This window comes from Bartonella sp. MR110HLJHH (assembly GCF_042194225.1).
Taxonomy (GTDB): domain Bacteria; phylum Pseudomonadota; class Alphaproteobacteria; order Rhizobiales; family Rhizobiaceae; genus Bartonella; species Bartonella grahamii.
Map to the genome: position 1 here is coordinate 16,353 of NZ_JBHIMQ010000009.1, position 26,219 is coordinate 42,571.

Consider the following 26,219-nt stretch of genomic DNA (forward strand, 5'->3'; position numbering starts at 1 on the left):
TTATTTCACTCCAATCACGGCTTTAAACAGCATTTCTGGGCGTGTGCAAATGTAAAGCGGATAGCTGTAGACCTCTGGTTTTACCCATGCATTACGGTCGTGGTCGACTATAAGCATCGTGTAGAGAGGTTTTCCAACGGTGTTGGCAAAATCCAAGCTTTCCCCTGGTGCAAAGGTTTTTTGGAAGACACCAGGCGCATCAACAGGGAAGAATTGACATTCATCAGGCTTAATTCCTATGGCGCGCTTTGTTCCAGCCTTCACACTCACATTATAGTTGTGAATACTTCGGTAATTAATGAAAGTGACACCTGCAAAGTCAAAACTGCCAAAGCTGCCCGAGCCAAGAGCGCTTGGTGTTGCAACACCTCCGGCGCTATTAAGTGTCTGTGCTAAGGCTGTGTTTAAATAGGTCTCACGAATTGTTTTATGGTTTTTCAACTTGGAAAAGAATTCATTTCCACAAAGCCCAATAATGCGTGAACGATCAGAAAATGCTCCTTTTGAAGCCTCAATCATCCTCATAATGACTCGATCAACATTGTCAGCAACATTGGTTGTCTCAACATTTAGTTTAAAGTCAATGGGCTTTGGTGGTGTGATTTCCCATTCCTTGTACCAATCTACAATCACCGAGCCATCAGCATCAAGGACAACACCTTGAACGGCGCCAAGTTGCATATTTTCCCATGTCAATTCGATTTCAGAAATCAGTTTCTTTTGTTTTCTGGCAATATATTTCATTGCTGTCTCTAACTGATCTTCTGTGCCAAATTCACGACGGTTCTGGATTTCTTCTGATTTTACGGTATCACTTTTGGCAATCCGTGTTGTTTTGAAAAACCGAAGATTACGACCCTCTCTATCACCTTCTGCCAAAGGTGCGCCACGTTCACTGGTTTGAATAAGGGAAAATGTATTATCACGCCGTTCAATCCCAACCACTGTGGTACTGGTTTCAACTTCCTCAAAAAGATTAAGAGAGCTTACAAGACCAGGTTGAAACTCATAGTTTTCAATGGCTTTCATCATTGTGATGCTTGAGAAAGCATCATGTTTAAAAAAATTCATATCCATGTGTGCATTCTCCTATCGCAATAGAATGTTGTTCTTGTCTTCTAAAGACTGAATGGCTGCTTTCTTTTGCTCATCCGTGATGGCATCTGGCCATAGCAGTTCAGAAGCTTTTACAGTGCATAAGCGTGCTGTAATCACGGCGCGTTGATCTGCGCCTGTTGCGTCAATAGTGGCAAAAGAAATCCCTGCCGGTGTTTGACTGCCATCTGATGCTGCTGGATTAAGGGGGGCATAGTGTCCCGTTGCGGTTATCTTTCCCATGACAGTTCCCGCTTCAATGAATGCTCCTGATGCAAACACCACTTCTTCGTTTGACATGTCAGGGTCGTAGGGTCCAAGATAAGCGCCATTGCGTACGTCGTCATAAATAATATTCGTCATTTCACTGCCCTCCAAGCTGCTTCCCATTTTGCGTGAATCTTTGCCTTGCTCGTCCCATCACTATGAGGGGCATAAGGCGAGACTTTTAAAGACGCGCTTTGAGAGCTAGCAGCCGTCAACACACACTGGCGTGCTTTCTCGAGACTCATACCGTTTTGAATAGCTTTTGCTGCGTCAAAAGAAACGCCTAAGTGCTTTGCTTGCCTTTCAAGGGTTGTTAGTGCTTTTGCGCGCTTTCTTTCTTTTTCAAGAGCAGCTTTTATGTTTTCCTGCTTGTCCTCATTGTCTTCATCTTCATCTTCGTTTTCTTCGTCGTCAAAGATTTCGGCGTTTTTGTCGACCTCACTATCGTCTTCGTCCTCTTCCTCGTCATTGATGATGTCGACGATCTTTTCATCGTCATCCTCTTCTTCAGCGCGGTATTGTGTGCGTGCCATGTGTTTTGTCCTTCTTTTTCTGTTGATGTTGGGTTTTGTGATATGGAATCCGTTAAGGCTTCCAACGCTTGCGCAAGGGTGCCTTGCGCATCTGCTAATCCAAGCGTGATCGCTTGGTTGCCTATAAAAGTTTCTGCTTTTGTGTCACGAATTGCATCAGCATTTAAGCGTCTGTTTTGCGCCACCAAATCGACAAACATCTCGTAGAGCAGGGCGCAATCGGCTTGCATTTTTATCTGTGCTGTATCGCTCAAGGGTTCATGAGGATTGCCATGAACTTTGTGATCACCTTCAAAGACAAAGGTCCATTTATGCCCGTGTTTTTCATCTGCACGGGATTGGTCAAGATGGGCGCAAACAACCCCAATCGAGCCCACAACCCCTGTACGAGCTACCCATATTTGAGAAGCAGCACAAGCAATGGCATAAGCCGCTGAACACGCAAACTCATTGGCATGCGCCCAAATGGGCTTGTCGTATTGTTTTGAGAGTGTTTGAAACTCTTCAACTAAATCAAACACACCGCCGGCTTCTCCACCGCCGCTGTCAATATCAAGTAAAACAGCGCGAACATCAGGTTGTGCAATGGCTTCACGAAAAGAAGCCCTTAAACCTTCATAAGAGGTTAGCCCCGATAAAGCCCCAAGCCATGCACCACGGCGCACAAGCGTGCCATGAACTGGTAGGATAGCAACATTATTTTGTACCACATAAGTTTCAGGTGGTCTTAAAGCTTCTGTATCCCCTTGTCCAAATGCCCTAGGGGAAAACTTTTCTCCCTCAAAAAGACGCGGCGCAAGAGCATTCAAAATGATATCAAGCTTTGTCGATGCAAGCATATGAGGAACACCAAAAAGCCGTGATGCCAAAAACGGCATGTCGAGATTATTCACCATTTGTATGTGCCTCACTGCCTTGGTTACTTTCATAAGTTTCAGAAGGTTCTGAATCTGCTGTATCAATTACTTGATTGCTACCAGAGGGCGCTGCCATATCCGTGTCAAAAGATAAGCCGCGCGCACGAGCGTCTGTGTGCTCTTCTTGCATTTCGGCATGAATGCTGTCGATATCAAAGCCGCGCTCGGCAAGTGCCATGCGTCGTGTTTTCAAGCCTGCACGGATTTCTTCTTTTTCCGCTGAGATATCCTTGTTTGGATCAATCATTTCAAGCGGGGGCGCAAAGCTTTCACATTGAAGCCATGGCAAGGAATTTTCTTCCCACCCTGGCAAATTGACGCATCCAGAAAGCACTGCCATTTCAACAAAACGCTCCCAAACAATGCGGTTAAACTGAAAGGCAATGATATGTTCACGCCATTGTTTGACGTGCCGTCTAAACTGAATGATGGAGGTGCGTACATTTGAAAAATTCCCCCGCGTAACGTCTCCAGTCACAACGGCATAAGGCATATTAAGTGCTGCACAAATTTTCAAGATATTGCGAAATTGAAAAGCCTCATAAGAGCCACCAACCTCAACAGGATTTGAGAATGTAACCTCTTTATTCTCTCCTAAATAAAGAGATGCACCGGGCGCAATGACAGGTGCTTTGTATTCTTCTTCAACGTTGTTTTTATCACGATTATCGGATAATTTTTCGACGTTTGGGGAACTGTCCTTGACAAACGCCGCGAAAAGAGCCGCCGTCCTTTTTCTATCGAGTTCTGCGTCGTCATAGGATTCGAGTTGAAAGATCTTTGTCATAGAGCGCGTTATTTTGGGAGAACCGCGCAATTGTCCGGCAATACGGCGCTCTTTGATATGAATGACCATTTCAGCGGGGACGCGCACGCGCTCTTGGCTCTCAAATGCCATATTTGCAGGGACATCATCATAGGGGTGATGTTCCCAGAAATGATAAGCAACGCGCTTACCACTGGCATTAAATTCAATCCCCATACGAATGTAATTGCCTTCAATCTCAGCAGGTCTATTGTAGGAAAGGTCCAACATTTCGGTGGGATAAACTTGCAATTGAAGAGGCACACCAGAGCGCCCGTAGAGATCAACATAATGCAATCTTACAAAGCACTCTCCGGTTAAAAAGACCTCTCGTGCAATGGTTGCTTGCAGCCCATAAAAGCTGGTATCTTCATCATAATCGGCTTCATCAACCCATTGCCACCATAAGTCTAAAAGCTTTTTCTTTTCTTCTTGAAAACCTTCAATACGAGGATAAGGTTTAATCCCATCACTGACAGCCGCAGAGACCCATTCCTCCGTTGCGGAACCATAAAGAGCTTCATTGTCATAAAGCCATCTTGAACGGGCAACAATGGTATCACCGCATTCCTCAATGGCTTTATTGATATGTTTTTTTGCGGGGTCAAAACCACCCATACGGCGGCTTTTGCTTGCCGCTTCAAAATGGGGATTGTGTTGACGAGAAATTGTAAAAAAGCCCGTGAGTTTATTGATAAAGCCAGCCATTAATAGCCTCGTGATATATTAAAATAGAAAACGCGTGAACGCTTGCTTCCTTCAAGGTCCGCTATTTGTGTGTTCAGCATCTCAAGCGCTCTGCGCAGTTCCTCAACAGAGCGGTTGCTGACTTGCTTATCGCCATGGCGTACCGATTGCGCACCCGAATAAAGAGCCTCTTCAATTTGTTCACGCCGCCTTTTTAAACTTTCCAGTCTCGAAATTTTGCTGTTAATTGGTTCTAAAGTTTCACCCACAAATTACCTCCAATCCCCTTGCATATAAGGATTCATCACCGTTCTGGATTGTTTCCTTTGAGGCTGTGCTGTCTGAGATCTTCTTGGAGCAGGAGAAGGGGCATGTCTTGGTGTTGGCTGCTCTAAAGAGCCTTCAATTTTAAGTTTTTCCAGACGCTCTTCTAAGATATCGACTTCTCGATTAAGGTTTATTCCTGCCGAAATCAGACCTTGTAAAGCAGCATAAGCATAGACCCTACAGTCCAAGGCTTCATTTCTTGCCTTTTCGCTTTTTTGCCATTCAATGCGCTTGAAGCCTTTAAAATATTTGATGACTTTTCTTTCAGCGGTTAGCTGGTCAAAATATTCCCGATCAAGGTTTTTGTGAAAGTGTGTTGCACCAGCACCCGATGCTTCAGGACCGGATTTTTTAAACCGTGCCGTGATAATATCTTTTGCTGCATCAACACCAACAATATAGAGATTGATCTGTCCTTTGTTGTTTCTACTTGGACGGCGCGGCCATACCGCACGCCATCCCGCTTGCCCCTTAATCCCCCAGATACGGCGTCCCTCACGCGGGCGCACGTAATTATAAACCGCTTGTGTGTGTCCACCACCGGTATCAATACAAGCAGCCGTTATCTTGATGCCATCTTTATAGCCTAGATGCGGCCAGCGTCTTGTAAGATATTCATCCAATTGGTCCCATACTTCAAAAGAAGAGGGATCACCAGGAATGACGTGATAATCAATATGCCAGCTTTCTTCACTGCGTCCCCATCCCACCACTTCAAGTTCTAAGCGGTCATTTTGCACATCAATACCCGCTGTTAACAACACGGCTTGTTCTGGTGCCAATGGATAATCTTCGCGTTTTGCATAGAGGCTATCAGGGTCAACAACTTCGCCTGTTCTGTCTTCCCATGGCTCTCCAAGCACTGTGTTGACAAAAGGCTGCAAAAGTGCCGGATCATCCTTGGCATCTAAAAACTCTCTTGCGCATTCCCCCCAAGTAAGCCAAGGTGAATAGAGTGCCGAAATATGGTAAGAACGCAAATTCGGTCTGCTTGATTCACTGGTTGGCACCCAGCACGCACCTCTTTCTTCACTCATGAGATCTGTTTTTCTGTGCTCAGCATGTTCATGACCACAATGTGCACAAACAAACACAGCTTTTTCGGGGGCGCCTTTTGGCCACTTAATTTGTGACCAAACAATGGGCTGTAGAACACCACATGCATCACAAGGGACATTGTAATATCGCTGGTCTCCTAGCACAAAATCCTTGGCGATACGGCTTGTGTCACGGTGTGTTGGTGTGGACAATTTAAAAATCTTTCTCTGCACAAAGGTTGAGGTTCGCTTTTCAGCAATCATCACCGGATCACCTTCGTTATCCACACTGAGAGGATAGGCATCCACCTCATCCAAAATCAGATAACGAATAGGCATGGAACGCAAACCAGCTGCACTGTTTGCTCCTGTAAGCATCAATGCACCACCATCAAACTCTTTCGAAAACATTGTATTACCGCTGTCGCGTGCCCGCGCTGGGGCAATGCGTTCGCTTAAAGCAGGGCTTGCCATAATCATTGGGTCAAGACGGGTTTTTGATAATTTCTTCGCTGTCTCAACCGTTGGCATCACATAAAGGGCAGGTCCCGGACTATAATGAATGGCATAACCGCAAAAGTTCAATCCTGCTTCTGACATGCCAATCTGCGCCCCTTTCATGACAATGGTTGTTTCAATTGGCACGTAAGAGGAAAGGTTATCCATGATTTCACGCAAATAAGGGGTACGCTTTGTTCTCCAAAGCCCAGGCTCAGCACTTGCTACGGTGCTAAGATACCTATTCTTGTCCGCCCATTGCGAAACCGTGTACGGTGGGTCTGGTTGTCGTGCGTCATTGGCATTGGCGAAAAATTCTTCGACTGCATTTTCATCCATTATTCGTTTCTTGCAAGTGCTCTAACTCTGGAGAATGAGGATCATGAAAAGGCACTGGAATATTAACCGCCTCAAGCAAAGCGGTTCTCATATAATAATCAATAGCACCAATAAGGCTGGCCGCATCACATCCAACTTGTGCAGCAATGCTTGCACCAAAACGATGAGGAAAATTCAACATAGCATCACGGTGCGCTCTTCCAAACTCACGCGCTGCCTTTTTCATTTCTTCTCGATCAACAGTGGTTTCGCGTAGTCGTTCAAGGGCAATCTTTTCGCTTTCAAGGGCAACTTGCATCCGCTCCAGTTTTATCTTGTATTCATTGGCTCCATCTGTGGAGGCTTGTTTGATCTTTGTTCGCGGTTGTCCATCAGGCGCTAAAAGTGAAGCAGGGCGCTTTGTTGGATTCTCATTCCAGATAGCTGTTGCAAGCGCTTCATTGACAGAACCATCTTCAAAAAGAGCTGCATCAAATTTACCTGTCTTTATCCGAGAAACCACCGCATTATGTGAAACACCCATCTTTTTTGCAAACGCACGAACCGATAGACCCTTACGCGTTTTCTTATTCATAGTTGCTCCTTGCCTTTTTCTCTGCCATAAGAAGTAAGAGTTTACGGTGTTACGAATGATTGACAATCGGGTATAATCCGGTATATATTCCGGTATGAAAACAGATACACTCCAAATTACACAAGAATTGTTGGCTCTCATTGCTGAAATTGATGAGTTCAAAGGGGCATGGCGCGCCCTTGGTACTCTTGCACCTGAGCGATTGAACGCTCTTCGTCATATTGCTACTGTTGAAAGTATTGGATCTTCCACACGCATTGAAGGGAGTAAGTTAACAGACCGCGAAATCGAACAGCTTTTGGTAAACTTAGAAATTAAACGTTTCAAGAGTCGTGATGAACAAGAAGTTATCGGTTATGCCAAGGTTATGGAAACAATCTTTCAATCTTGGAGTGATATTTCTATTACTGAAAATCATATTAAACAACTTCATCGTGATCTTTTGTGTAATAGTGAGAAAGATCAACGACATCGAGGTGAATATAAGACTTTACGCAATGATGTAGCAGCATTTAATTCTCAAGGGAAAATGGTTGGCATTGTTTTTGAAACAGCTACACCATTTGATACACCATACCGAATGCAAGAGCTTATTACTTGGTTCAATAAAACCAATGAATTAAAGGATCTTCATCCTTTACTTACGATTGGTATTTTTAATGTAACATTTTTAGCTATTCATCCTTTTCAAGATGGAAATGGACGTTTAAGCCGTATCTTAACCACCCTTCTTTTGTTACAAAAAGGTTATGTTTATGTACCATATTCATCACTTGAAAGCATTATTGAGAATAATAAAGAAAGCTATTACTTAGCTTTAAATCAAACTCAAAAAACAATTTATACTAAAACACCCAATTGGGAGCCTTGGATACTCTTTTTTTTACGTGCTCTACAAAAACAAAAACGCCAATTAGAAATAAAAATAGAGAGTGAAAAAAATGCTCTTTTTTCCTTATCTGAATTGGCTCTTAATATTCTTGATTATGTGCGTAATCACGGACGTGTTACAACCCGCGATATGGTACGTGAGGTTGGTGCAAGCCCTAATACACTTAAAGTAACTTTTACATCATTAGTTGAAAAAGGTCTTTTGATACGTCATGGTGGTGGACGATCAACTTGGTATAGTGCACCTTAATTTTATTGCCTTCTTAACCACCTCCCCATTGTTGAGAACGGGGAGGGGAGATGTGTCTTAAGCTAAGCAGCTTTCACGACAGATCTTTCTAAGACTTGTTTTGCTTCTTTGATTAAAGCTTTATAATGTTTGCTTTCTTCTACCAATGTAAAGGCTTTGACAAGATGCATATGGAGAGGTCCATAAATGTAAACAGCCTTTTTAGTTGGAGACATTTTATCCCAATCTTTTGGGAAAGCAAAACGTATATCATCACAATAATCAACAGATTGGCTTTTTAGTTTCTTTTCACACTCAATAAAGTAACGACGAGCCTGTCGTCCTTTCTCATTGCGTTCAACCATGGAAAGCTCTTTCGCCATGTCTAAAGTGAGATGGTATTCTTTACTTATAACATTTTTACGTTTCTCATTTTTGAGAAACGTAAAACCATAATCTTGATTTTCCAAAAATCCATATTCTTTAATACGGCGTACAATCCAATCTGCAAATTTAGAGTTGACTTCTAAGAACATATATAATTCACGTGCGTTAACAGTTTGAACAGTTTCTTGTCCAATCATTTGTTCTTTAATTTCTATGAGAGTGTTCATGATGAACTCCTATTGGTTAGAGGTTTCTTATTGACATTCCAGAAGAATGCCGGGCGCTAAGAAACACGGCCAATAGTCCGTCGTTACGCTTTCCCCATAAAGAGTATTGTATAGCGTAACCACACCCGACAAGATCTTTATACGCTACAGCATATAATGAGTCAAAATCTTTAATGCTCAGAAGATAGATTGTTTCGGCAATCCATCCGCTATTGGTTTAAGGTGTTTCTTAGGCACCTAATTTGAAAATATATATTAACGCAACAATGTCAAGAATAAAAATAATTTTTATCTAAAAATAATCGCGTACTGTACAGTGTACATATTGAAATTGTTATTTATCAATGTGTTATGTGTACAATGTACAGTCAATTTGAAAATTCTGTCGCTAGCGATAGTTCGCGCTCGTCCGCCCCGCAACAGACCCAACCCGCTGGGAAGTACCTTTTATATTGATTTTATTATATTTTTTTGGAAATAGGAGAGGCATAATTGGCAATTTTCTTTAATTAATATCCTCCCCACTCTGAAAGCAGGGAAGATGAGATTGTATTTTAAATTTAAGCAGCTTTCGTAACAGATTTTTCTAAGACCTGTTTTGCTTCTTTAATGAGAGCTTTGTATTTTCTGTTCTCTTCATCCACTCTGAAGGCATCAAGAAGACGCATATGAATAGGACCTAGAAGATACAAAACTTTTTCACCAGCGTTCATACCTTCCCAATAGCTTGGCAAATCAAAGCGTGTATCACAATCATAATTGGTCTGCTCCTGACTCTCGAGTTCTATCCAGCGGTCAATGATCTTAGCACGCAGCACTGTACTGTACCCTGAAACTAATATAAGACATTCACGCTTAGGTAGGTTGTAGCAGACTAATTTGCGTCCTGTAGAATCCTTATAATTTCCTTGAAATTTACTCACCTCAATTTTGAGGTCAGTGCATATTTGTCGAATATCTCTTACAATATTGTCATGCCTTTTATCACATAATTCCGCAATTTCACGGCTAGACATTGTTAAAGTGGTTTGGGAGTTTACTAAATTGTTCATAACGAACTCCTATCTATTTAGATGTCTTCTATTCATACCCCAAGGGGTATCGGGTGCTAGAAAACACGGTAGATAGTCCGTCGTTATGCTTTTCCCAAAAGGGTATTGTATAGCGTAACTACACCCGACGAGACCATTATATGCGACGAGCATAGAATGAGTCAAAGCCTTAATGTGCGGAAAATAAACTGTTTCGGCAATTCATCCGCTATCTATCAAGGTGTTTTCTAGGCACCTAATTTAACGATATATGTTTTCTGTGAATCTTGTCAAGAAAGAAAATCCTATTGTATAGCACATAAACATAGCTTAAGAGCATTATTTAGCTTTCTTATTGGCGGCATATTCTTGACGAGCAAGTTGGTACTGTATGTTGGCAATTAATCTTTTATTGGCTTTTTTTACGATAGCACTTGCAATTTCTGGCTTGGACATCACCCCAGCAATTGAGGGTCCTTCTTGTTTTGCAATAGGGAATTGATCTCCATCTGCTCTTTGAAACACATTCCCATTCAGCTTTTTTAATTCAACACGCTTTGGAAAACTCCCACCTTTGATAAAAGCATGGGGTAAGATTTCTTTTTTTCCAAACATTGTGTAAGTTACGCCGCGTTTTGTTTCTCTTGCTTGAAAAAATTTAAGAGGTATCGGTGTTCCAGAACCAAAGATATCTGTCTCGAGAAGCTTTGCAGTAGCCTTTCCTTTAATATAAACGCCTTTTTTGACACGCTTTGATTGGGCAGATGTAACATCGGCAATTTGTTTTTCTGCAAAGCGTTCGACTTGTTTTGCAGAGGTATTTACAGCATTACGCAAAGCCCAATTAAGGCGTGGTGCTTGAAGACTGGTGAAGGTATCCTTCACCTGTTGAAGATACCATTTTTGGTGGATGATTAACTTCAACTTCTAAGCCTTTTTGGGGGTAGGTGTTGATGACTTAGAAGCTTTAGATGCTTTTGGCTGTTCGAGTGGAATTTCCTTTGTCACTGGTTCAGACGATGTTTGTACGGCTTCTCGTTTTATCTGCTTAATTTGTTCAACTGCCTTGTCTGTTTTTGCTGTTGTCTTGACTCCAATAAAAGGTTTTACAGCATTAGCGCGCTTTAGACGTGCGTAGACTTGATTGGAAACTTCAACAAATGGATTATTGGGTGTTGATGGTTCAAAGCGAACAGTGCTTTTATTGTCTCCAACAACACACATTGGCTTAGTGATGACAGCTTTCATCATTGCTCCTTTTGAGTCATAATTAATGACATCATTAGTCAAATATTGATTTTTATTCTGTGAAAAATTGATTAGCCAGAATTATCAAGAAAACAGGGCTTTCTAGCCACGTTTCAAGTTCATATTTTACTGAATTTTTGAGGATATTTTTGAATTTTAGACACAATACGACTAGTGCAGTGGCGTCATTAAATATGATTTTTTACACTATGTCAATAAAAAAATCATGATCTTGTATTTTTTTTATTTTTTTACCTAAATATGGTGTTTTAAAAGATGTCCTTTATCTTCCTTTAACACAACATTTATGTTGTATTGAAACATTTTAGATGTTATATTATTATAATGAATAGTCAAGAATTGAAAAGATATCTTATAAAGCATGGTTGCAGTTTTACTTCAGGGAAGGGAGGGCATTTGCTTGTAAAGCGTGGTTCTAAAAAGTCCGTTTTACCTATGCATGGTACGCGAAAAGAATTAGGAACAGGATTAGTCCAGAAAATTCTTAAAGATCTTGACCTAAAATAAGCCTGAATATGGAGGTGTAAATGAAATATGCAATCAAATTTATCAAAGATGACAATGATACTCTTCTAGTCGTCTCTAAAGACTTTCAGGAATTTATTACCTATGGTAACGATGAAAAAGAGGCTTTGGAACAGGCTAAAAATGCACTTTTAACAGTCATTATGGGGCGTTTTCAAGATCGTGAACCTATTCCCTTTGGACATCGTGATATTGCCTATCCTTTTGTTGAAGTATCTTCATTGGTGACTTTAAAAATTGCAATACATAACGCTATGGTTGAAAAAAACTTACGCAAAGCTGATCTCGTACGTCTTTTAAAACTTCATCCAATACAAATTGACCGATTGTTGGATTTAAACCACGCAACCAAATTAGATGCCTTAGAATCCACTCTCAGTGCTCTTGGAAAAGAGGTTGCCATTAATATCCAAGACGCCGCTTGAAAACTACCGGTTTTGCGTAAAATGTTTATAAAGCGCATTAAGAGCAATGCGCAATGAAAGCACAAGATGTGGTAGTGATTGATCTTCTATGACAAGATACTGTAATGCGGCATGAAGGTTATATTGACGGTGTAAACATTGAGCTTCTTGAACAACATCTTTTACAGCTAAAAGATGTTCTGTTGCTATCTGTACCCATTTCTCTCTTGCTCCGTTATCAGAAGTTGTAGGCATTTCATCATAAATTGCATTAGGCAATCCTTTTGCACATAGGTAATTGTTTTTCACTTCAAGATATTTTTGCGCAGCATCATATTGGTCTTGATTGATTTCGCCTTGCAAATAAAGCCGCCCAATATAGGTACTGGAAAGTGGATTTTTAGCCTCTTCTATGGTCAAACAGAAGCGTTTGGCACGCATTTCAATTGCCAATTTATCCATGGGTTCATGCGGTGTTTTTGCTCGTGAGATGCGTCCATTTGGTTCTCTGATACATCCTTTAATCCGAGGACGACCACGTTTTGCACGTTTTTTTCTTTTTGTCATATTTTTTTTCAATCAGAACGGTATGCTATCATTATTAATGAGTGCACTATGATCAGCAGCCCCTGAAGCGATAGCATAATTTTGAGAAGTAATAGGTGAAGGGGTAGGGGATGCCGATTGCTCTTTTTTGGCATCAAGCAAATACAACTCGCCTTTGAATTGTGGTAAGACAATCTCTGTTGTGTAACGGTCATGCCCATTTTTATCTTGCCATTTGCGTGTCTGTAACTTTCCTTCTATGTAAACCTTTGAACCTTTGTTTAGATATTGAAGTGCAATTTTTGCCAAATGTGGATTAAAAATCACCACGGAATGCCATTCTGTTTTCTCTACTTTTTGATTGGTTTTTTTATCTGTATAGCTCTCAGAAGTCGCTATACTAAAATTGACTATTTCTGCTCCAGAATTCATTGTTTTGCTTTCGGGATTAGCACCAAGGCGCCCGATTAACGTCACTTTATTTGGCATATTTGTAGCCCCATTAGATTTGCAATTTATACATAAAAATCTTAACATAATTTGCGTATTTATTCAATTATTTCAGTTTATTAATAACAGTTTTTTAATGTATTACATTATAATATTATTTGACAAATTATTCATCAAAAAAAACATGTCACACAAATGGCACGGCTTTCTTATTTCTGCTTTTAACTTTTCAATAAATATCCTTTCATTAAGAGTCTGTATCAAACTTTTTTGTTCGATTTATTGTTGACTATCGAACCTTTTTGTGCGATATTCATTTTATGCAGAAAGGGGAGGCTAAATGAAACGAGAAGCACTGCTTAGAGAGTTACGTAAAGAAGCCAGAAAAAGAGGCATTCATTACAGTGAAGCTCCTGATGCAGGTAAAGGGTCACATTATTTGGTAACTTTTGGAGACAAGACAACCGTTATAAAATCTGGTGAATTGACCCCACTTTACGTGAAAATAATAAAAAAGCAGTTGGGGGTATGAGTTATTCTCTCAACAGCTTTAAGTTTTCGTTTCAAAAGTATTTCGATTATGGCGAGGAGACCTAAACATGGAATATACTTATCAAGCAAAACTGGAATCTGATCCAGATGGTGGTTTTATTGTAACCTTTCCAGATGTACCAGAAGCAATAACAGCTGGAGAAAATAGAGCAGAGGCATTAGAGAATGCTGTTGAAGCTTTAGGGTTAGCATTACGGAGCTATCCTATGCGCGGTTTACCTTTACCAGTACCACAGCAATATAAAGGTCTTGTGAAGGTCACGGTAGATGCTTGGAATGCTCTTAAGCTTGCAGTAGTAGAAGCCTTTAATGAAGCGAATATCACAAAAACAGAATTGGCTAATCGTTTGGGTAAAAAAGAAACAGAAGCAAGACGCATTCTTGATCCCAATTATCCAACTAAGCTTCAAACACTAGAGCAAACACTGAGCGTTCTTGGCAAGCAAGTCATTATTACAATCAAAAATGCGGCTTAACTTCCTCCCCACCTTGTAAAGATGGGGAAGGGAGTTCTGTTTTAAGTCTAAGCAGCTTTTACTACAGATCTTGCTAGAACACGCTTAGCTTCTTTTGTAACTGATTTGTAATGATCAAGCTCTTTTTCGATTTCATCTATTTTCAAAAGACGACTAAAGATGATCCCCATGATTTTAGGATAATTTGTCAAAACATATTGGCGAAGATAGTTAAAATCATCAAAGCGTGTATCATTATCATAATCAACAGATTGGCTTTTTAGTTTCTTTTCACACTCAATAAAGTAACGGCGTGCTTGACGTCCTTTCTCATTGCGTTCCACCATTGAGAGCTCTTTCGCCATGTCTAGAGTGAGATGATATTCTATTGCTGTAACAGCTCTAGATTTTGCGCTTCCCAATTTTGGGAACCGCAAATCTTGTGTTTTTATGAAATCTTTACCTTCTTCAAATGTATATTGATTAATACGATCTGTAATCCAAGTAGCGAAACGTTTTCCTATTTCCATGAATGCGTGTAACTCACGCGCATTGACCGTTTGCACAATTTCTTGTTCAATAATTTTTTCTGATATTTTAATGAGTGTGTTCATAATATTGGTTCCTTTGTTTTAAAAGTTTAAGTATCCAGGGCTAAAACAACCGAACCAATTCAGTCCTTCACATCTTTAGGTTACCCTTGGACATACACGTGAAGACCCTGGAATAATAAAATGAAGAGCAACAGATCTTTCGGGATACTGTTGAACCGATTGGTTACAGGTGTTTTAAGCCTGCCAATCAAGCTATTATTTTTTGAAAAACCCTAAAAGTACGGACGTCCTAAAAGGGACTAGGTGTTAACAAACACGGTCGATAGTCCGTCGCTATGCTTTTCCCAAACGGGTATTGTATGGCATAGCTACACCCGACAAAGCCCTTATATGCTAAACGCATACAACGAGTCAAAGTCTTTAGTGTGCGGAGAAAAGATTGTCTCGGCAATCTATCCGCTATCGATTCATGGTGTTTGTTAGGCACCTGATTCGAAAATCCACATCGCAGAAATAATGTCAAACGGCTCCTATTATAAATGCAGCCCACTGTTGCATGAGAGCATGTCGTTGTTCTAAAAAATCTGTCCGCATATAAGCTATTGCTACCCCATACAGCATTTTGATTGTTGATGATCAATGGCAAAACGGAGTGTTGATATTTAAGAGTTTTATTATACCGTTGTTTTTACAAAATGAGCTGTTTAAGCGTCTCTCGACACTTCTTTGAGTCCTGACAGAACCATTAAGAGAATATACCGGAATCCTATCATCTTTACAATTTTCACACCATTTCCCATCTTTAATTTTATAATGAAATCCTGATTGGATCATACAAGCATGAATCATCGACCATTCATGAAAGCCTAATTTGCTATTGTCTCTATCGCTACTATAAGGAGATAGCGCACCACACTCTAACAGTGCTTTTCCTACCTCAGTAAAATTTACACCTGGCTTTTCCCATATAACAAAGTATGTTGAAGGAGGCTTTGAGTGACATCCAGCCATATTTAATAAAGCTATGCAGCTTAATAATTTTAAAGTTTGTTTCATTTTTCCCCTTTTTTAATAGATTTATTGACTATGAGAAGGCTTTAAAGCCTGTTGATTATTCTTATCTCCAATTTCAAATTTGTCACTGAACTCCCAGCAAATAGACCCCTTTTTTTTCAAAAAGGTGAGATTTCAAATCCAACCTCTGCAATTTTCAAAGAGATTGTGGACAGCAATACCAGCACTGTCGATTGTTACTAAATTGTTCATGGTGAGCTCTTTGTTGTTAGACGTTTTTCATTGACATTTTCTATAAAAATGCCGGGTGCTCAAAAACACGGCGAACAGTCCGTCGTTACGCTTTCCCCATAAAGGGTATTGTATAGCGCAACTACACCCGACAATGCCATTATATGCGTGTAACATACAATGAGTCAAAGCCTTTAATGTGCGGAAGAAAAATTGTGTCGGCAATCTATCCGCTGTTCGTTTAAGGTGTTTTTGAGGCACCTAATACCGAAGATATACATTACAGAAATAATGTCAAGCGGCTTCCGATAGTTTTTTATGCTCTTGTTGATTTCATCTATGAACGTTGAGAAGAGACAACGTAATCTGAACAGTTTTATAAAATCGGAAATTTTACTATGGCTTTTTAACTGAGCACTGTAGTGTGTAAATAGATATATTTATTAAACTGCGTGTATGTAACATAAGGAAAAATACACAAACTAAAAAGGAATACCAAAGAGCAATATCTGAGTACCAAAGTACAGTTGAAAAAGAAAGCTTATGCTCCACGTACTTAGAAATAATAGGTAAAGAGACCGTTTCTTTATAACTACTTGGGAAAATTAAAACGACAAGCGCTAAACTTATTAGCTTTAAAAGTCTATGCATATACTGTTGTAAATCACGTGTTAGTTTCACCCAACCTGTTGTATTTCCGCATTTGTATTTTGGGTTGCTCTGCAATTCAGAAGGAATATGAGAATTGCATAAAATTACAAAAATATTTGTTATTATTATCAAACCAAAAGATGCAAATATCAAAATACTTTGAATATCAAAATACTTTGAATAAAGTAGGGATTTTTTTTAATTCCTAAAAAACATAAAAATATAAAAATTATAATACCAAACAAGGCTCTTAGCTGCTTATCTGTAAACATATTTATTTCCTGCGGTTTTCGATAATTTTTTGATCTCTTTATTGATCTCATCTATAAGAGGTTCGTAATTGAGAATGCTTTTCGGAATACCACCACCGTAAACCCATGCTTTCACTTGCGCTTTGGTACTAAAATCCGCATTTTCTGGTGTGGTATAATACTGTCCGCCATCAAACTTTTCACACTCTCTTGTGCCGTCTTCATATTCGTAGAGGTTGTAAAAATACTCCTCTGCTCCATCCCCCCAAGGAACATAACCAACAGCTGTTGCAATAAACTCTTTTTGCATTGGTTGTTTACGCTTTTTTAAGAACAGGTCTTTTAATATTTTCATGTTTTTAGTCCATAATTTTACCAATTGGTCTATTTACCTAAAATTTGACTGTACAGAGCGTTTTATATTATAGATATGGTTTTCATCGTAAAATCTTTAAATCGCTTTGTAAGGTGCCTTTTTGTCGATTTAAATACATATCCAATCCCAAAATGATCAGCACTTTTCACTATTTTGCTAACTTGCAATGTTTTTCACTGCTCCCCCAAGACCATTTAAAGTTTCTTCAAGCTCTTGCTTGTGAACAAGCGTTAGTGGTCGAAAATGCTCTTTAGTTGTTTTTTCTTTGAGTGCTTTCTCACGTGTGTTTTCAATTGCTCTACGTACACTTTCGGCTTTTGAAAGAAGGGTATTTTCTAGTGTCTGGCAATAAGTTAAAAGCTCTCCACAAGTTGGCATAAATGTTTTTGATATCCCAATTGCTTGACCAGTTACGATATCTTCGACGCCCTTTTTCAGAGCATATGCTGAAATCCGTTCCAGCATCATGCTATAGGATAGGACAACAGCTTTGGAATCTGTGTTCGCAGGGACTCTCATGCTTGAGAGTAGGAAAGAAGCTTGCTCAATTTGCTTAACTGAAGCTTTCACAGAGAGCAACGCTTGTAGACGATTGCAAGCATCTAAGGTTTGCGCTTCCTCCTGTTTCGTCAATGTATTCCCAGCTTTCAGCGTCAATGGATACCCCGGACTGATCATTTCCATAATCTTCTCCAGATGAGAGATGATCTCTGAGTTCGTTGAAGCCTTCTGCAAGCTGTTCTGTGAAAGTTTTCTGAGTGAATTTTCCATGATAACCTCTAAGTGTTTGTGTTTGTTTCTTGGATAGCGCTCCGTACTCTGGATGTATAATCCAGTTTCGCCATGTTGCCGGCCAATCTGTTTTGTTTGCATTTGCTCCGGATTTTGCCAGCCAAAAATTTCTGAACCGTTCGACTTCTAACAGCGCCTCATCATGGGTTAAGCCTTTATCGATTGCGTATTGCAAATTAGGTTTGAAATCATCTGGCAATCGACAACCGCGATTAGCTTTCGCTCGTTTTGCTTTTTTGGGAACGTTCTCTTGCTCGTGAATGGAAGGTTGGTTGTCTGATGATGTTGTAATTTGCTCTGATGTGGTCTCAACAGCAGCAACCTCTGTTGGCTCATGAACCTGTTCGTTTGTTTCTAAACTTTCAGAACCAATTTCTTTTTTTGCTAATACGATAGTATTAGTTTTTTTATTATATATGTTATTGTTTATTATATGTTATTGTTTATGTTAATGTGTTTCATCATGGTCTTTTGATGAGTCATCTTTATGTTTTTTTCTCTTAGTATTCGCAGCTTTTATAGCTTTTTCTGAAAGTTTATTTAAATTCTCATTGCAATTTTTTAATTCTTCTTCAACATCGAGATTCCATAAACGACCATCTGCTAAACGAATAATATATCCTTCTTCTAGCAAAACATTCAAAGCTGTCTCAAATTTCTTTACTGAATAACCAGTGTAATGAGACAAAACTTTAATGTTACAAAAAAGAGGTTCACCAGTACGAAGCATGCGAAATCGCAATCTCATATAGATATTACCTTCTACAGGAGGTAAATAATCGACGACCACCGCCCATTTATCGGCAAACAGTCTCGTCCATGGTATTTTACTGGACATTCTCTTTGTCCTCCCTGTGCTTATGCCATGCGATTTCTGATTGTTGATTGTTGTTCTTCAGCTCTTCTTCAACATCTGGACTCCAGATGTGGTTGTCGTCAAAAAGAAAGATGTGTCCAGTTTCAGCTAAGAGATCTAGCGCATCATCAAGCTCGTCAATTGAACAGCGAGCTAATGAGGACAAGGCTCGTAAATTGTTTGTAAGAGGCTTCCCAGTGTGTAACATTTTTAATCGCAACCTTATGTAAATATTGCCTTCAGTAGGAGGTAAATCAGCGAGATCAAGAAGCCATTTTTCTACATTAATTTTTATCCATTGGTTTTTATTTGACATTAGTGGTTTCCCCTTCTTTCATTAAATATAAAATTGCTAAAGCATCTGCTTCGTTGTCGTCTTTAGGCACATGTCCTTTTGCACATACCGCCTTAATCATTTCTTCTTTTGAGGCGTTGCCTTTTCCTGTTGTTGCCTTCTTAATTGTGCCAACAGGAATGCCTTCATATGGTATCTGATGATGTTCACACCACGCTGTTAAGGTTGCTAGAAAGCCTCCGTAAATATGAGAAGCGTCTGTACCCACATGCCGGCGCACCTCTTCAAAATACACCGCGTCAATTTCATCAACAGATCTCTTTAGTTCAGTAAGCCACCGTTTAAAGCGTAAATAACGCATGCCACCGCCTTCAAAACGGCGTGATTGAAAATCTTCTGTATCGCTTGTTATAAAACCATCCGCACCGCATATCGCCCAGCCTGTCTTGGTCCCTAGATCAAGACATAAAATGGTTTGTGCGTTAGTGATCATAATCCCCCCTTAAGGCTCTACGTATTTATATGTGCGCTATGACAGAGCGTGTTGTGATTGCTTGTCTTGAAAAAATGTTTATGAAAAAGTAGCCTCCCAGCGATTCTAAAAAAGTGGGGAGGGGAAAGATGCAAGAATGGATAAAGATATTTCTTACAGGTTTTGTGTCATTTGCTGTGTCGCTTTCTGTAGCGCTTATTTTAAGAAATAAAGACCGTAAAGAAGCAACCAAAATCCGCAAAGATGATTTAGAAAAAGCTGCAAAAAAACGAGAAGAAGATAAAGAATGGATAAGCAAGCAATTTGCAGAAAGCCAGGAACAGACGATAGCCCTTAAAGAGCAAGCGAAATCGATAAAAGATCTTGCCAAATGGTCAGAAAAACATATTAGAATTTTGTTACGCTCTTCAAGGAGATACCTAGAGTGGGAAGCGTGCACCGATATAATAGATCAAAAAAGTGGTCTCTTACATGCTGAGCTCATATTGAAGGTTAGAAATCTAACAAAAAAAGATATTTTAATAAAAAACATACAAATAACGGAACACTGCTCCTTTGAATTTCTTGAAAATGCTTGTCGATTTGATGAGGGGAAGTCTGATAAGTGGCGGTCTGATCTATCAAAAGAAAAAGATCCTGTCGTCATTAAGAGAACAACACCCAAACGCATTTCTTTAGATCCCAAAGAGGTCAAATCGAATGCTACATTATCGTTTACTTTAGATTTATTTCGTATAACTGCTAGTGAGTGCATTGTTCTTTACTTCCTATTAAGCATAAGCGAATCTGAATACAATGCTCACAACATTGTGAATTGTATTCTTGAATACACTTCACCCGAAAATCCAGATGAATTAATCACTGATTATTTCTGGGCGTTAGAAACACCTTACAAACACATTTATTGCTATTAAACAGACCTATTATGAAGTTAATCCCAAAGATCCGCTTTTAATTAACGACCCTCATTTTTGGGATTAATGACACCAGAATTAAAAAACTTTTCCTGCAAAAACAAAATCCGTCAATCTGGGTTTTTCTTTTTTGTTGATTAAATAATTGATTTTATTATTTAATTCATCAATAACTTTCATCTGTGAAGCTAACTTTAGCCTTTGGCTGTATAGCGTTTCATTTTTTTGCTTAATTAAAGAGGATAGGTTTTCAAGTACTACTTGCTGTTGTTCAATTGACTTATCTCGCTCTGCAAGAGTTGCTTCATGCCATCTCATCCAATTATCAAATTGTGACTTATGCCATTCTTCTCGTTTTTTAAGAATTGTTGTGTGAGTTTCGTGTCGTTTCACAAGATCTTCTACGCTACAATCACGATCCGGTATTTGTATAAATTCTTTCACAAACTTATCTCCATTCTCGATTTTCGTATTACAACCTATTAATCTACAAAACTGGGTGTAGATCTTCTTCAATATCCCGTTTCTCATGATCTTTCTTCTTTAAGAGTGTGAAGGGTGCTGTTGATGTTTGTTATTATCTATAGGGGCAGCAATAAAAGCAGAACTAGAGCCAGAACATCCTTTCAGTTCTTGCAGCTTTAGATAATTCTTTAAAGATAGACCTTTTCCTTGTTCCCAACGACAAACAGAGGCTTGCTTAACGCCTAAAATGTCTGCTAATTCCTTTTGTGTTAGCGATAAACACTTTCGGATAGATTTAATCTTGAATTTTTCCTCTGTGTCCATTTGAGTTAAGTCCTTTATTTTAACCATATACGCAATTGTATAACATAAATTAAAAAAAACAATAGATTTTTTTTAATTTAAAAATCATAAGTAACTAATTATGACAAAAAATATCATTGCTACATTGCAAGTATTGCAATCTGAATTTGGTCTCAGTCAAAAAGATCTTGCCGATAGACTAAATGTAACCCAAGCATCCGTATCAAGATGGTTAGGAAATGAATCAGATCCTAGAGGTTCACACAGAGACGCAATTTTAGAACTTTATAAAAGCTTAAAGGGTTATAATCAAATTACTACACTTGTTCCTGTTATGGGATATGTAGGAGCAGGATTAGAGATTGACACCGATGTTGAGCAAATCCCAGAAGATGGGCTTGAAACAATTGAAATACCATTTGATTTGCCTTTTGAAGCAATAGGTTTCGTGGTTCGTGGAAATTCTATGTATCCTGTGTATAAAGATGGTGATTTAATCGTAGTTAAACATCTGCAAACAAAGCCAGTGAGCGATTATTACGGTGATGAAGTCATTGTTCTGACAGAAGATAATAGGCGATTCATCAAACAAATTACTCGCTCTTCAGAAGGCATTGTACTCAAATCATGGAATGCAGATCCCATTAAAAATGTTAAGATAAAATGGATTGGGGAAATAATTTCAATACTGCCACGTAAAGCTTATCGCTTGCTTACGAAATAATTCACAAGTCAACCTTGAATTCTCTTATTTTGAAGATGGTATTTAAGTGAAAATGCAAAAAAAATGAAATATATGTGATTTTTTTCTTGCTTATATTTATACATTTGCGTATAAGTAATTATACAAACCACGCACAAACAATCGCTAAGAGGCGTTAGGGAGGAAAAATTATGGATAAGCCAATTCTTATAAATTCTGATGAAATTTTATTAGTTGCCTACGATAAAGATCAACACATTGCAGAGTCTGGACCACTTGATGCAAGCCAAATTCTAAGCATTGTTGATGAGGTAGATGATGCAATCCAAATCTTTCGTATAAATCCCTCTGAGAAGAGTTGCCAAGATATCTCTGAAGAGATTGCAGACGCATATGTAGAAGCAAATATCGAACATCTCCATGAGGATAGTAAGGTTCATTACTTTGTACGTGAAAGTGATGCTTACCACGATCTTTTATCTGATTTAGCAAAAGAAAAATATAATGATGCAATGTACGGTACTTACGAACAACAACACCGTTTGCGTCCTTGTGATGTGCTTTAAATTCTAAGGGCGCATTTAAAAGCGCCCTCTTTCATTCATCAATCCCATCAATATGAGGTTTGTAATGGAAAAGCCTATTGCTATCCAACAAAATACAATCAAACACGAAACCGTTCAAACGGTCAACGCACGTGAGTTACATGCATTTTTGGAAATTGGGAAAGATTTCTCTACTTGGATTAAGGACCGTATTCATCAATATGAATTTGAAGAGGGAAATGATTTCATAAAAACACAAGATTTGCGGTCCCCAAAATTGGGGAGCGCAAAATCTAGAGCTGTTACAGCTATAGACTATCACCTCACATTAGACATGGCAAAAGAGCTCGCCATGGTAGAGCGTAATGAAAAAGGTAAACAAGCCCGTCAATATTTTATTGAATGTGAACGGCGTGCAAAGAAACCTTTGGACCTTGCAAACGCGTTAGAAGCCCCTCTCTTTGTGAAAAAACTGCTTTTAGAAAGCGTCACACAATTAGAGACTTTAAAAAGTGAAGTGAGTACCCTTAAACCAAAGGCAATGGCTCTTGAAAGCTTACAGCGCCATAATGGACTCTTCGGTCTTACAGAAGCCGCTAAAATACTCGAGATGCAACCAAAACAGTTCATTCTCTTCTTACAGAAAAAAGGTTGGGTTTACAGACGAGCAGCAGGTGGAAATTTGCTTCCTTACCAAGACAAAATCCAAAAGAAACTTATGGATTGTCCAACCATCACACTTCAAACCGCAAGTGGAATAGAAAAAGTCATTCCTTGCGCAAAAATCACAGCAAAAGGAATTGGTGTGCTGTCTCAAGAGCTTAAAAGACAAAGCATGCATTAAGAGGAGGTTATTATGATAAAAAAGAAATACGAACTGACTGATGAGACAATTAAAGTTGATAGAATAACGCTTTACCGTATCCGTGCATTAAAAGACTTTGGAGATGTTAAAAAAGGTGATCTTGGTGGCTGGGTAGAGAGTGAAAGAAATCTTAGCCATGATGACAATTGCTGGGTTGGTGGTGAGGCGTGGGTTTATGAAAATGCCAAAGTTTATGAAAATGCTAAGGTTTATGATGATGCCGAAGTTTATAATAACGCAAAAGTTGGTGGTAATGCCATAGTAGCTGACAAAACAGCATTTTATGGAAGTGATGCTATCTTAAGGTAGAGGCAAAAACCATGGAAAAGAAATATGAACTGACAGATGAAACAATCGAAATTGGGCGCAAAACGCTCCGCCGCATTCGCGCATTGAGAGATTTGGGGGACGTCAAGAAAGGTGATCTTGGCGGCTTTATAGAGCATGAAGACAATTTAAGTCATGAAAACGATTGTTGGATTTATAATGATGCCAAGGCGTATTTGTTTGCCAATATTTACGATAGCGCTAAGGTTTTTGATAACGCACAAGTTGCTTATAATGCAGAGATTTTTGGAAATGCAAAAATTTATAATAACGTCAAAATATATGGAGGTCATATTTTGGGGAGCGTAGAAATTTATGGAAATGTGGTTATCAATAGTAATTCAAGAATTTATGGCGATACAAAAATTTATGATAATTCAGAAGCTTGTAAACAAACTATGACCGCTCAGAACGGCGACTCTTCAACAAAGGGTGACATTCCTTTCTAGCAACACAAACAAACTTTTAACACCAGCGTGATTCACGCCACGGGTGAATTGCGCGCAATGGAGGAAATCAAGATGAGTGAACTAAGTACCACACAAACGGAATTAGTGGAAAAAATGAACGATTGTGAAATCAAACCTACAGCTATGGAGCTTATTTTAGAAAGAGCTTTAGAAAATGATGTCGATATGGATCGTCTCAAGCGTCTTCTTGAATTGCGAGAACAAGAGATAAAACGACAAGAGCGTCAAAACTTTGTCCGTGATCTTTCTGCTATGCAAATGGAATACAAAGATATCGAACAAAACGCCATTAATACACATACTAAAAGCCTCTATACAACGCTTGATAAATATATTGATGCAATCAAAGAACCTCTTGCAACACATCACTTTGCCTTGTTCTCTCGTATCAAAGACCAGAGTTCAAATGACATAACTGTAGAAATGACTTTAAAACATATATCGGGCAATGAAATATCAACAGAAGGAACCTTTCCTTTTGATGCTACAGGGAGCAAAAATAACACACAAGCGGTTGGTTCTACTCTCACCTACGCACGTAGATATCTCTTAGGCATGCTTCTTAATGTTGCAAGAAAAGAAGACGATACAGATGGCAACACGCTTCTTGCAGGTATCTCTCCTGAACAGATGAATGAAATCAAATAATTAATTAAAAAAACACAATCTGAAGAAAGTAGGCTTCTCTCTTTCATAGGAGTAAAAAATCTAACAGATATGTCTTATAAACAAGCACAACCCGCTTTGTTTTCTTTGAAAAAAAAGCAACGAAAGCAAATGAATAAAGCACAACAAGAGCAATTAGATGCACCTATACAAGATATTGAATATGCACCAACTCAACAACAAACGGCGATGTGAGATGGAGCAACGAACAGCAGAATGGTTTCAAGCAAGGCTAGGAAAAGTCACTGCTTCAAACGTTTACAACGTACTCAGTAAGACAGCAAAAGGTTTGCCTACAAGCAAATATGAAGACTACAAAACGAAACTCATGGCAGAACGCTTAATAGAGGAAATAAGCCAATCTTATACAACACCTGCTATGCAATGGGGCATTGAACATGAAGAGAATGCCTTAAGAGAATATGAATTCATTTATGACGCAGAAGTCACAAGATGCGGGTTTATCTCCCACCCCAAAATGGAAATGGCGGGGGCTAGTCCTGATGGGTTGATTGGAGAGGACGGTTTAATCGAAGTCAAATGTCCACAATCAACAACCCATCTTCGTTTTTTTATTTATGACGAAATTAAACCAGACTATCACGCACAAATGCAATTCCAAATGACTTGTACAGGACGAAAGTGGTGTGATTTCATTAGCTATAATCCAAATTTTGTAGGCAAATAAATCTACTGGTTTGAGAATGAAAATCAAACGCGTCAAACGTGATGAGAAACACATTGAAGAGATCAATAAAGCGGTCGAAATCTTTTTAGGGGAAATAGAACAAGAGATGCAAAAGATTTTGGCAAAAGCTTCTTAAGCCTATGGGGGTGCTCTCTCCTTCTCCTCTTGCTTAAGCACCCCCACCCATTTACCAAGGAAATTAAACGTGTGTAACACCAAACATATTATCATACAGCCTGCTAAAGATAAGGAATTTTGTTTTTTTACCATTGGCTATGAAGGTAGGTCCCTTGAGAATTATCTTAGTTGTCTCATAGAAAACAATATCAAAACTTTATGTGATGTTCGTAAAAATCCAATAAGTAGAAAACACGGATTTTCAAAAAGACAATTAGAGCAAGCTGTAAGCAACATTGATATTGAATATATGCATATGCCTGAACTTGGAATTACTTCTGAAAAACGAAGAAATTTGAAAACACAAAAAGATTATGACCGCCTTTTTGAAGATTATCAAAATACAACTCTCAAGAATAATTCTTGTGCAATAAACAAATTATATCAAATTTTTTTAAACAAAAAGCGCGTTGCAATCACCTGTTTTGAAGCCAATGTATGCATATGTCACAGAGGAAAACTCGCATTAGCTCTCACTCAATTGCCTGATTGGAAATATGAAATTAAGCACATCTAAAAAATAAACTTACAGATTTTT

At 38.9% G+C, this 26,219-nt stretch carries 34 protein-coding genes and 5 pseudogenes; 14 read left to right on the plus strand and 25 right to left on the minus strand.

Annotation, left to right across the window (positions count from 1 at the left end; translation table 11 throughout):
* Genes ACFIKB_RS06300 through ACFIKB_RS06335 form a run of 8 tightly spaced genes read right to left on the minus strand, consistent with a single transcriptional unit; the run spans window position 1 to window position 7,079 of the window.
* Window positions 1-1,077 carry a major capsid protein gene (locus ACFIKB_RS06300; RefSeq protein WP_375653060.1) on the minus strand — a complete coding sequence of 359 codons (1,077 nt, stop codon included), beginning with the start codon at window positions 1,075-1,077 and terminating at the stop codon, window positions 1-3.
* A gap of 12 nt (window positions 1,078-1,089) precedes the next feature.
* The gene (locus ACFIKB_RS06305) at window positions 1,090-1,458 is read right to left on the minus strand and encodes a head decoration protein (protein ID WP_375647668.1); all 369 of its coding nucleotides are present in this window, start codon (window positions 1,456-1,458) and stop codon (window positions 1,090-1,092) included.
* Complete coding sequence (locus ACFIKB_RS06310; RefSeq protein ID WP_375653104.1) at window positions 1,455-1,835, minus strand: hypothetical protein; 381 nt, start codon at window positions 1,833-1,835, stop codon at window positions 1,455-1,457. The genes ACFIKB_RS06305 and ACFIKB_RS06310 overlap by 4 nt, the downstream gene beginning before the upstream one ends.
* Window positions 1,718-2,791 (minus strand): S49 family peptidase, encoded by a 1,074-nt coding sequence (locus tag ACFIKB_RS06315; RefSeq protein ID WP_375653062.1) that lies wholly within the window; start codon window positions 2,789-2,791, stop codon window positions 1,718-1,720. Before ACFIKB_RS06315 ends, ACFIKB_RS06310 begins: the two co-directional genes overlap by 118 nt.
* Complete coding sequence (locus tag ACFIKB_RS06320; protein ID WP_375653063.1) at window positions 2,781-4,325, minus strand: phage portal protein; 1,545 nt, start codon at window positions 4,323-4,325, stop codon at window positions 2,781-2,783. Before ACFIKB_RS06320 ends, ACFIKB_RS06315 begins: the two co-directional genes overlap by 11 nt.
* Window positions 4,325-4,573, minus strand: coding sequence for a phage head-tail joining protein (locus tag ACFIKB_RS06325; protein ID WP_375653064.1), 249 nt, complete (start codon window positions 4,571-4,573; stop codon window positions 4,325-4,327). The genes ACFIKB_RS06320 and ACFIKB_RS06325 overlap by 1 nt, the downstream gene beginning before the upstream one ends.
* Before the next feature lie 3 nt (window positions 4,574-4,576).
* Window positions 4,577-6,505 (minus strand): phage terminase large subunit family protein, encoded by a 1,929-nt coding sequence (locus tag ACFIKB_RS06330; protein ID WP_375653066.1) that lies wholly within the window; start codon window positions 6,503-6,505, stop codon window positions 4,577-4,579.
* Window positions 6,498-7,079 carry a hypothetical protein gene (locus ACFIKB_RS06335; RefSeq protein ID WP_375653067.1) on the minus strand — a complete coding sequence of 194 codons (582 nt, stop codon included), beginning with the start codon at window positions 7,077-7,079 and terminating at the stop codon, window positions 6,498-6,500. Before ACFIKB_RS06335 ends, ACFIKB_RS06330 begins: the two co-directional genes overlap by 8 nt.
* 94 nt (window positions 7,080-7,173) lie before the next feature.
* Between ACFIKB_RS06335 and ACFIKB_RS06340 the strand changes: the two genes are divergently transcribed.
* Complete coding sequence (locus ACFIKB_RS06340; protein WP_375610735.1) at window positions 7,174-8,220, plus strand: Fic family protein; 1,047 nt, start codon at window positions 7,174-7,176, stop codon at window positions 8,218-8,220.
* A gap of 62 nt (window positions 8,221-8,282) precedes the next feature.
* Here the strand turns inward: ACFIKB_RS06340 and ACFIKB_RS06345 are convergent, their stop codons facing one another.
* From ACFIKB_RS06345 to ACFIKB_RS06360, 4 genes are all read right to left on the minus strand, one after another.
* A complete protein-coding gene (locus ACFIKB_RS06345) occupies window positions 8,283-8,813 on the minus strand; it encodes an antA/AntB antirepressor family protein (RefSeq protein ID WP_375629830.1) in 531 nt (176 codons plus the stop codon).
* Window positions 8,814-9,373: 560 nt separating this feature from the next.
* Complete coding sequence (locus ACFIKB_RS06350; protein WP_375645079.1) at window positions 9,374-9,865, minus strand: Rha family transcriptional regulator; 492 nt, start codon at window positions 9,863-9,865, stop codon at window positions 9,374-9,376.
* A 318-nt stretch (window positions 9,866-10,183) separates the two neighbouring features.
* A complete protein-coding gene (locus ACFIKB_RS06355) occupies window positions 10,184-10,768 on the minus strand; it encodes a hypothetical protein (protein WP_375653068.1) in 585 nt (194 codons plus the stop codon).
* Window positions 10,769-10,771: 3 nt separating this feature from the next.
* Window positions 10,772-11,092, minus strand: a complete 321-nt coding sequence (locus tag ACFIKB_RS06360; protein WP_375645210.1) for a hypothetical protein — start codon at window positions 11,090-11,092, stop codon at window positions 10,772-10,774.
* A 345-nt stretch (window positions 11,093-11,437) separates the two neighbouring features.
* On the opposite strand from ACFIKB_RS06360, the gene ACFIKB_RS06365 reads away from it, so the two are divergent.
* Together ACFIKB_RS06365 and ACFIKB_RS06370 are read left to right on the plus strand one after the other, a co-directional pair.
* Window positions 11,438-11,620 carry a type II toxin-antitoxin system HicA family toxin gene (locus tag ACFIKB_RS06365; RefSeq protein WP_006589116.1) on the plus strand — a complete coding sequence of 61 codons (183 nt, stop codon included), beginning with the start codon at window positions 11,438-11,440 and terminating at the stop codon, window positions 11,618-11,620.
* 20 nt (window positions 11,621-11,640) lie between these two features.
* Entirely contained in the window at window positions 11,641-12,063 is a 423-nt protein-coding gene (locus ACFIKB_RS06370; protein WP_375645150.1) for a type II toxin-antitoxin system HicB family antitoxin, read from the plus strand.
* A gap of 3 nt (window positions 12,064-12,066) precedes the next feature.
* On the opposite strand, the gene ACFIKB_RS06375 is transcribed toward ACFIKB_RS06370, so the two are convergent.
* Both ACFIKB_RS06375 and ssb read right to left on the minus strand, forming a co-directional pair.
* Complete coding sequence (locus tag ACFIKB_RS06375; protein WP_375645151.1) at window positions 12,067-12,609, minus strand: hypothetical protein; 543 nt, start codon at window positions 12,607-12,609, stop codon at window positions 12,067-12,069.
* Window positions 12,610-12,621: 12 nt separating this feature from the next.
* Window positions 12,622-13,077 (minus strand): single-stranded DNA-binding protein, encoded by a 456-nt coding sequence (gene ssb / locus ACFIKB_RS06380; RefSeq protein WP_375653069.1) that lies wholly within the window; start codon window positions 13,075-13,077, stop codon window positions 12,622-12,624.
* Between the two features lie 301 nt (window positions 13,078-13,378).
* Here ssb and ACFIKB_RS06385 point away from each other — a divergent pair, with 301 nt between their 5' ends.
* Both ACFIKB_RS06385 and ACFIKB_RS06390 read left to right on the plus strand, forming a co-directional pair.
* Window positions 13,379-13,570: a hypothetical protein gene (locus ACFIKB_RS06385; RefSeq protein ID WP_004859817.1), complete on the plus strand. Its 192-nt coding sequence runs from the start codon at window positions 13,379-13,381 to the stop codon at window positions 13,568-13,570.
* Between the two features lie 67 nt (window positions 13,571-13,637).
* Window positions 13,638-14,066, plus strand: coding sequence for a type II toxin-antitoxin system HicB family antitoxin (locus ACFIKB_RS06390; RefSeq protein WP_375645119.1), 429 nt, complete (start codon window positions 13,638-13,640; stop codon window positions 14,064-14,066).
* 47 nt (window positions 14,067-14,113) lie between these two features.
* Here ACFIKB_RS06390 and ACFIKB_RS06395 read toward each other — a convergent pair whose 3' ends face one another.
* From ACFIKB_RS06395 to ACFIKB_RS06435, 9 genes and pseudogenes are all read right to left on the minus strand, one after another.
* A complete protein-coding gene (locus ACFIKB_RS06395; RefSeq protein WP_375653071.1) occupies window positions 14,114-14,659 on the minus strand; it encodes an antA/AntB antirepressor family protein in 546 nt (181 codons plus the stop codon).
* A 459-nt stretch (window positions 14,660-15,118) separates the two neighbouring features.
* Window positions 15,119-15,208: pseudogene (locus tag ACFIKB_RS06400) on the minus strand (integrase dna protein); the annotation flags it as partial.
* Between the two features lie 27 nt (window positions 15,209-15,235).
* Window positions 15,236-15,655, minus strand: a complete 420-nt coding sequence (locus ACFIKB_RS06405; protein WP_330167790.1) for a hypothetical protein — start codon at window positions 15,653-15,655, stop codon at window positions 15,236-15,238.
* 585 nt (window positions 15,656-16,240) lie between these two features.
* A pseudogene (locus tag ACFIKB_RS06410) lies at window positions 16,241-16,767 on the minus strand (hypothetical protein).
* Entirely contained in the window at window positions 16,754-17,101 is a 348-nt protein-coding gene (locus ACFIKB_RS06415) for a hypothetical protein (RefSeq protein WP_375613835.1), read from the minus strand. The pseudogene ACFIKB_RS06410 and the gene ACFIKB_RS06415 overlap by 14 nt, the downstream one beginning before the upstream one ends.
* A 177-nt stretch (window positions 17,102-17,278) precedes the next feature.
* Entirely contained in the window at window positions 17,279-17,806 is a 528-nt protein-coding gene (locus ACFIKB_RS06420) for a hypothetical protein (protein WP_375653072.1), read from the minus strand.
* A 103-nt stretch (window positions 17,807-17,909) separates the two neighbouring features.
* Window positions 17,910-18,752 (minus strand): annotated as a pseudogene (locus tag ACFIKB_RS09730) (hypothetical protein); the annotation flags it as partial.
* A complete protein-coding gene (locus ACFIKB_RS06430) occupies window positions 18,742-19,086 on the minus strand; it encodes a DUF1376 domain-containing protein (RefSeq protein WP_375653075.1) in 345 nt (114 codons plus the stop codon). The gene ACFIKB_RS06430 and the pseudogene ACFIKB_RS09730, both read right to left, overlap by 11 nt.
* Window positions 19,076-19,558, minus strand: a complete 483-nt coding sequence (locus ACFIKB_RS06435; protein WP_375653076.1) for a crossover junction endodeoxyribonuclease RuvC — start codon at window positions 19,556-19,558, stop codon at window positions 19,076-19,078. Before ACFIKB_RS06435 ends, ACFIKB_RS06430 begins: the two co-directional genes overlap by 11 nt.
* Window positions 19,559-19,686: 128 nt before the next feature.
* Between ACFIKB_RS06435 and ACFIKB_RS06440 the strand changes: the two genes are divergently transcribed.
* On the plus strand, window positions 19,687-20,472 hold the full coding sequence (locus ACFIKB_RS06440) for a hypothetical protein (protein WP_375653077.1): 786 nt from the start codon (window positions 19,687-19,689) through the stop codon (window positions 20,470-20,472).
* 78 nt (window positions 20,473-20,550) lie between these two features.
* On the opposite strand, the gene ACFIKB_RS06445 is transcribed toward ACFIKB_RS06440, so the two are convergent.
* Both ACFIKB_RS06445 and ACFIKB_RS06450 read right to left on the minus strand, forming a co-directional pair.
* On the minus strand, window positions 20,551-20,916 hold the full coding sequence (locus tag ACFIKB_RS06445; RefSeq protein WP_375653078.1) for a hypothetical protein: 366 nt from the start codon (window positions 20,914-20,916) through the stop codon (window positions 20,551-20,553).
* A gap of 99 nt (window positions 20,917-21,015) precedes the next feature.
* Window positions 21,016-21,261: a helix-turn-helix transcriptional regulator gene (locus ACFIKB_RS06450; RefSeq protein ID WP_375653080.1), complete on the minus strand. Its 246-nt coding sequence runs from the start codon at window positions 21,259-21,261 to the stop codon at window positions 21,016-21,018.
* Window positions 21,262-21,361: 100 nt separating this feature from the next.
* On the opposite strand from ACFIKB_RS06450, the gene ACFIKB_RS06455 reads away from it, so the two are divergent.
* The 8 genes and pseudogenes from ACFIKB_RS06455 to ACFIKB_RS06490 all read left to right on the plus strand — a co-directional run bounded on the left by ACFIKB_RS06455 (window position 21,362) and on the right by ACFIKB_RS06490 (window position 26,198).
* The gene (locus ACFIKB_RS06455; protein WP_375653081.1) at window positions 21,362-21,964 is read left to right on the plus strand and encodes a S24 family peptidase; all 603 of its coding nucleotides are present in this window, start codon (window positions 21,362-21,364) and stop codon (window positions 21,962-21,964) included.
* A gap of 170 nt (window positions 21,965-22,134) precedes the next feature.
* The gene (locus ACFIKB_RS06460; protein ID WP_375653082.1) at window positions 22,135-22,509 is read left to right on the plus strand and encodes a hypothetical protein; all 375 of its coding nucleotides are present in this window, start codon (window positions 22,135-22,137) and stop codon (window positions 22,507-22,509) included.
* A 64-nt stretch (window positions 22,510-22,573) separates the two neighbouring features.
* Entirely contained in the window at window positions 22,574-23,332 is a 759-nt protein-coding gene (locus tag ACFIKB_RS06465; protein WP_375653084.1) for an antA/AntB antirepressor family protein, read from the plus strand.
* A 12-nt stretch (window positions 23,333-23,344) separates the two neighbouring features.
* Window positions 23,345-23,662 carry a hypothetical protein gene (locus ACFIKB_RS06470; RefSeq protein WP_375653085.1) on the plus strand — a complete coding sequence of 106 codons (318 nt, stop codon included), beginning with the start codon at window positions 23,345-23,347 and terminating at the stop codon, window positions 23,660-23,662.
* An 11-nt stretch (window positions 23,663-23,673) separates the two neighbouring features.
* A complete protein-coding gene (locus ACFIKB_RS06475; protein ID WP_375653086.1) occupies window positions 23,674-24,129 on the plus strand; it encodes a hypothetical protein in 456 nt (151 codons plus the stop codon).
* Window positions 24,130-24,201: 72 nt separating this feature from the next.
* Window positions 24,202-25,011, plus strand: a pseudogene (locus tag ACFIKB_RS06480) (ERF family protein).
* 1 nt (window position 25,012) lies between these two features.
* Window positions 25,013-25,640: pseudogene (locus tag ACFIKB_RS06485) on the plus strand (lambda exonuclease family protein).
* A 69-nt stretch (window positions 25,641-25,709) separates the two neighbouring features.
* Window positions 25,710-26,198: a DUF488 family protein gene (locus ACFIKB_RS06490; protein ID WP_375653088.1), complete on the plus strand. Its 489-nt coding sequence runs from the start codon at window positions 25,710-25,712 to the stop codon at window positions 26,196-26,198.
* Window positions 26,199-26,219: the final 21 nt, after the last annotated feature.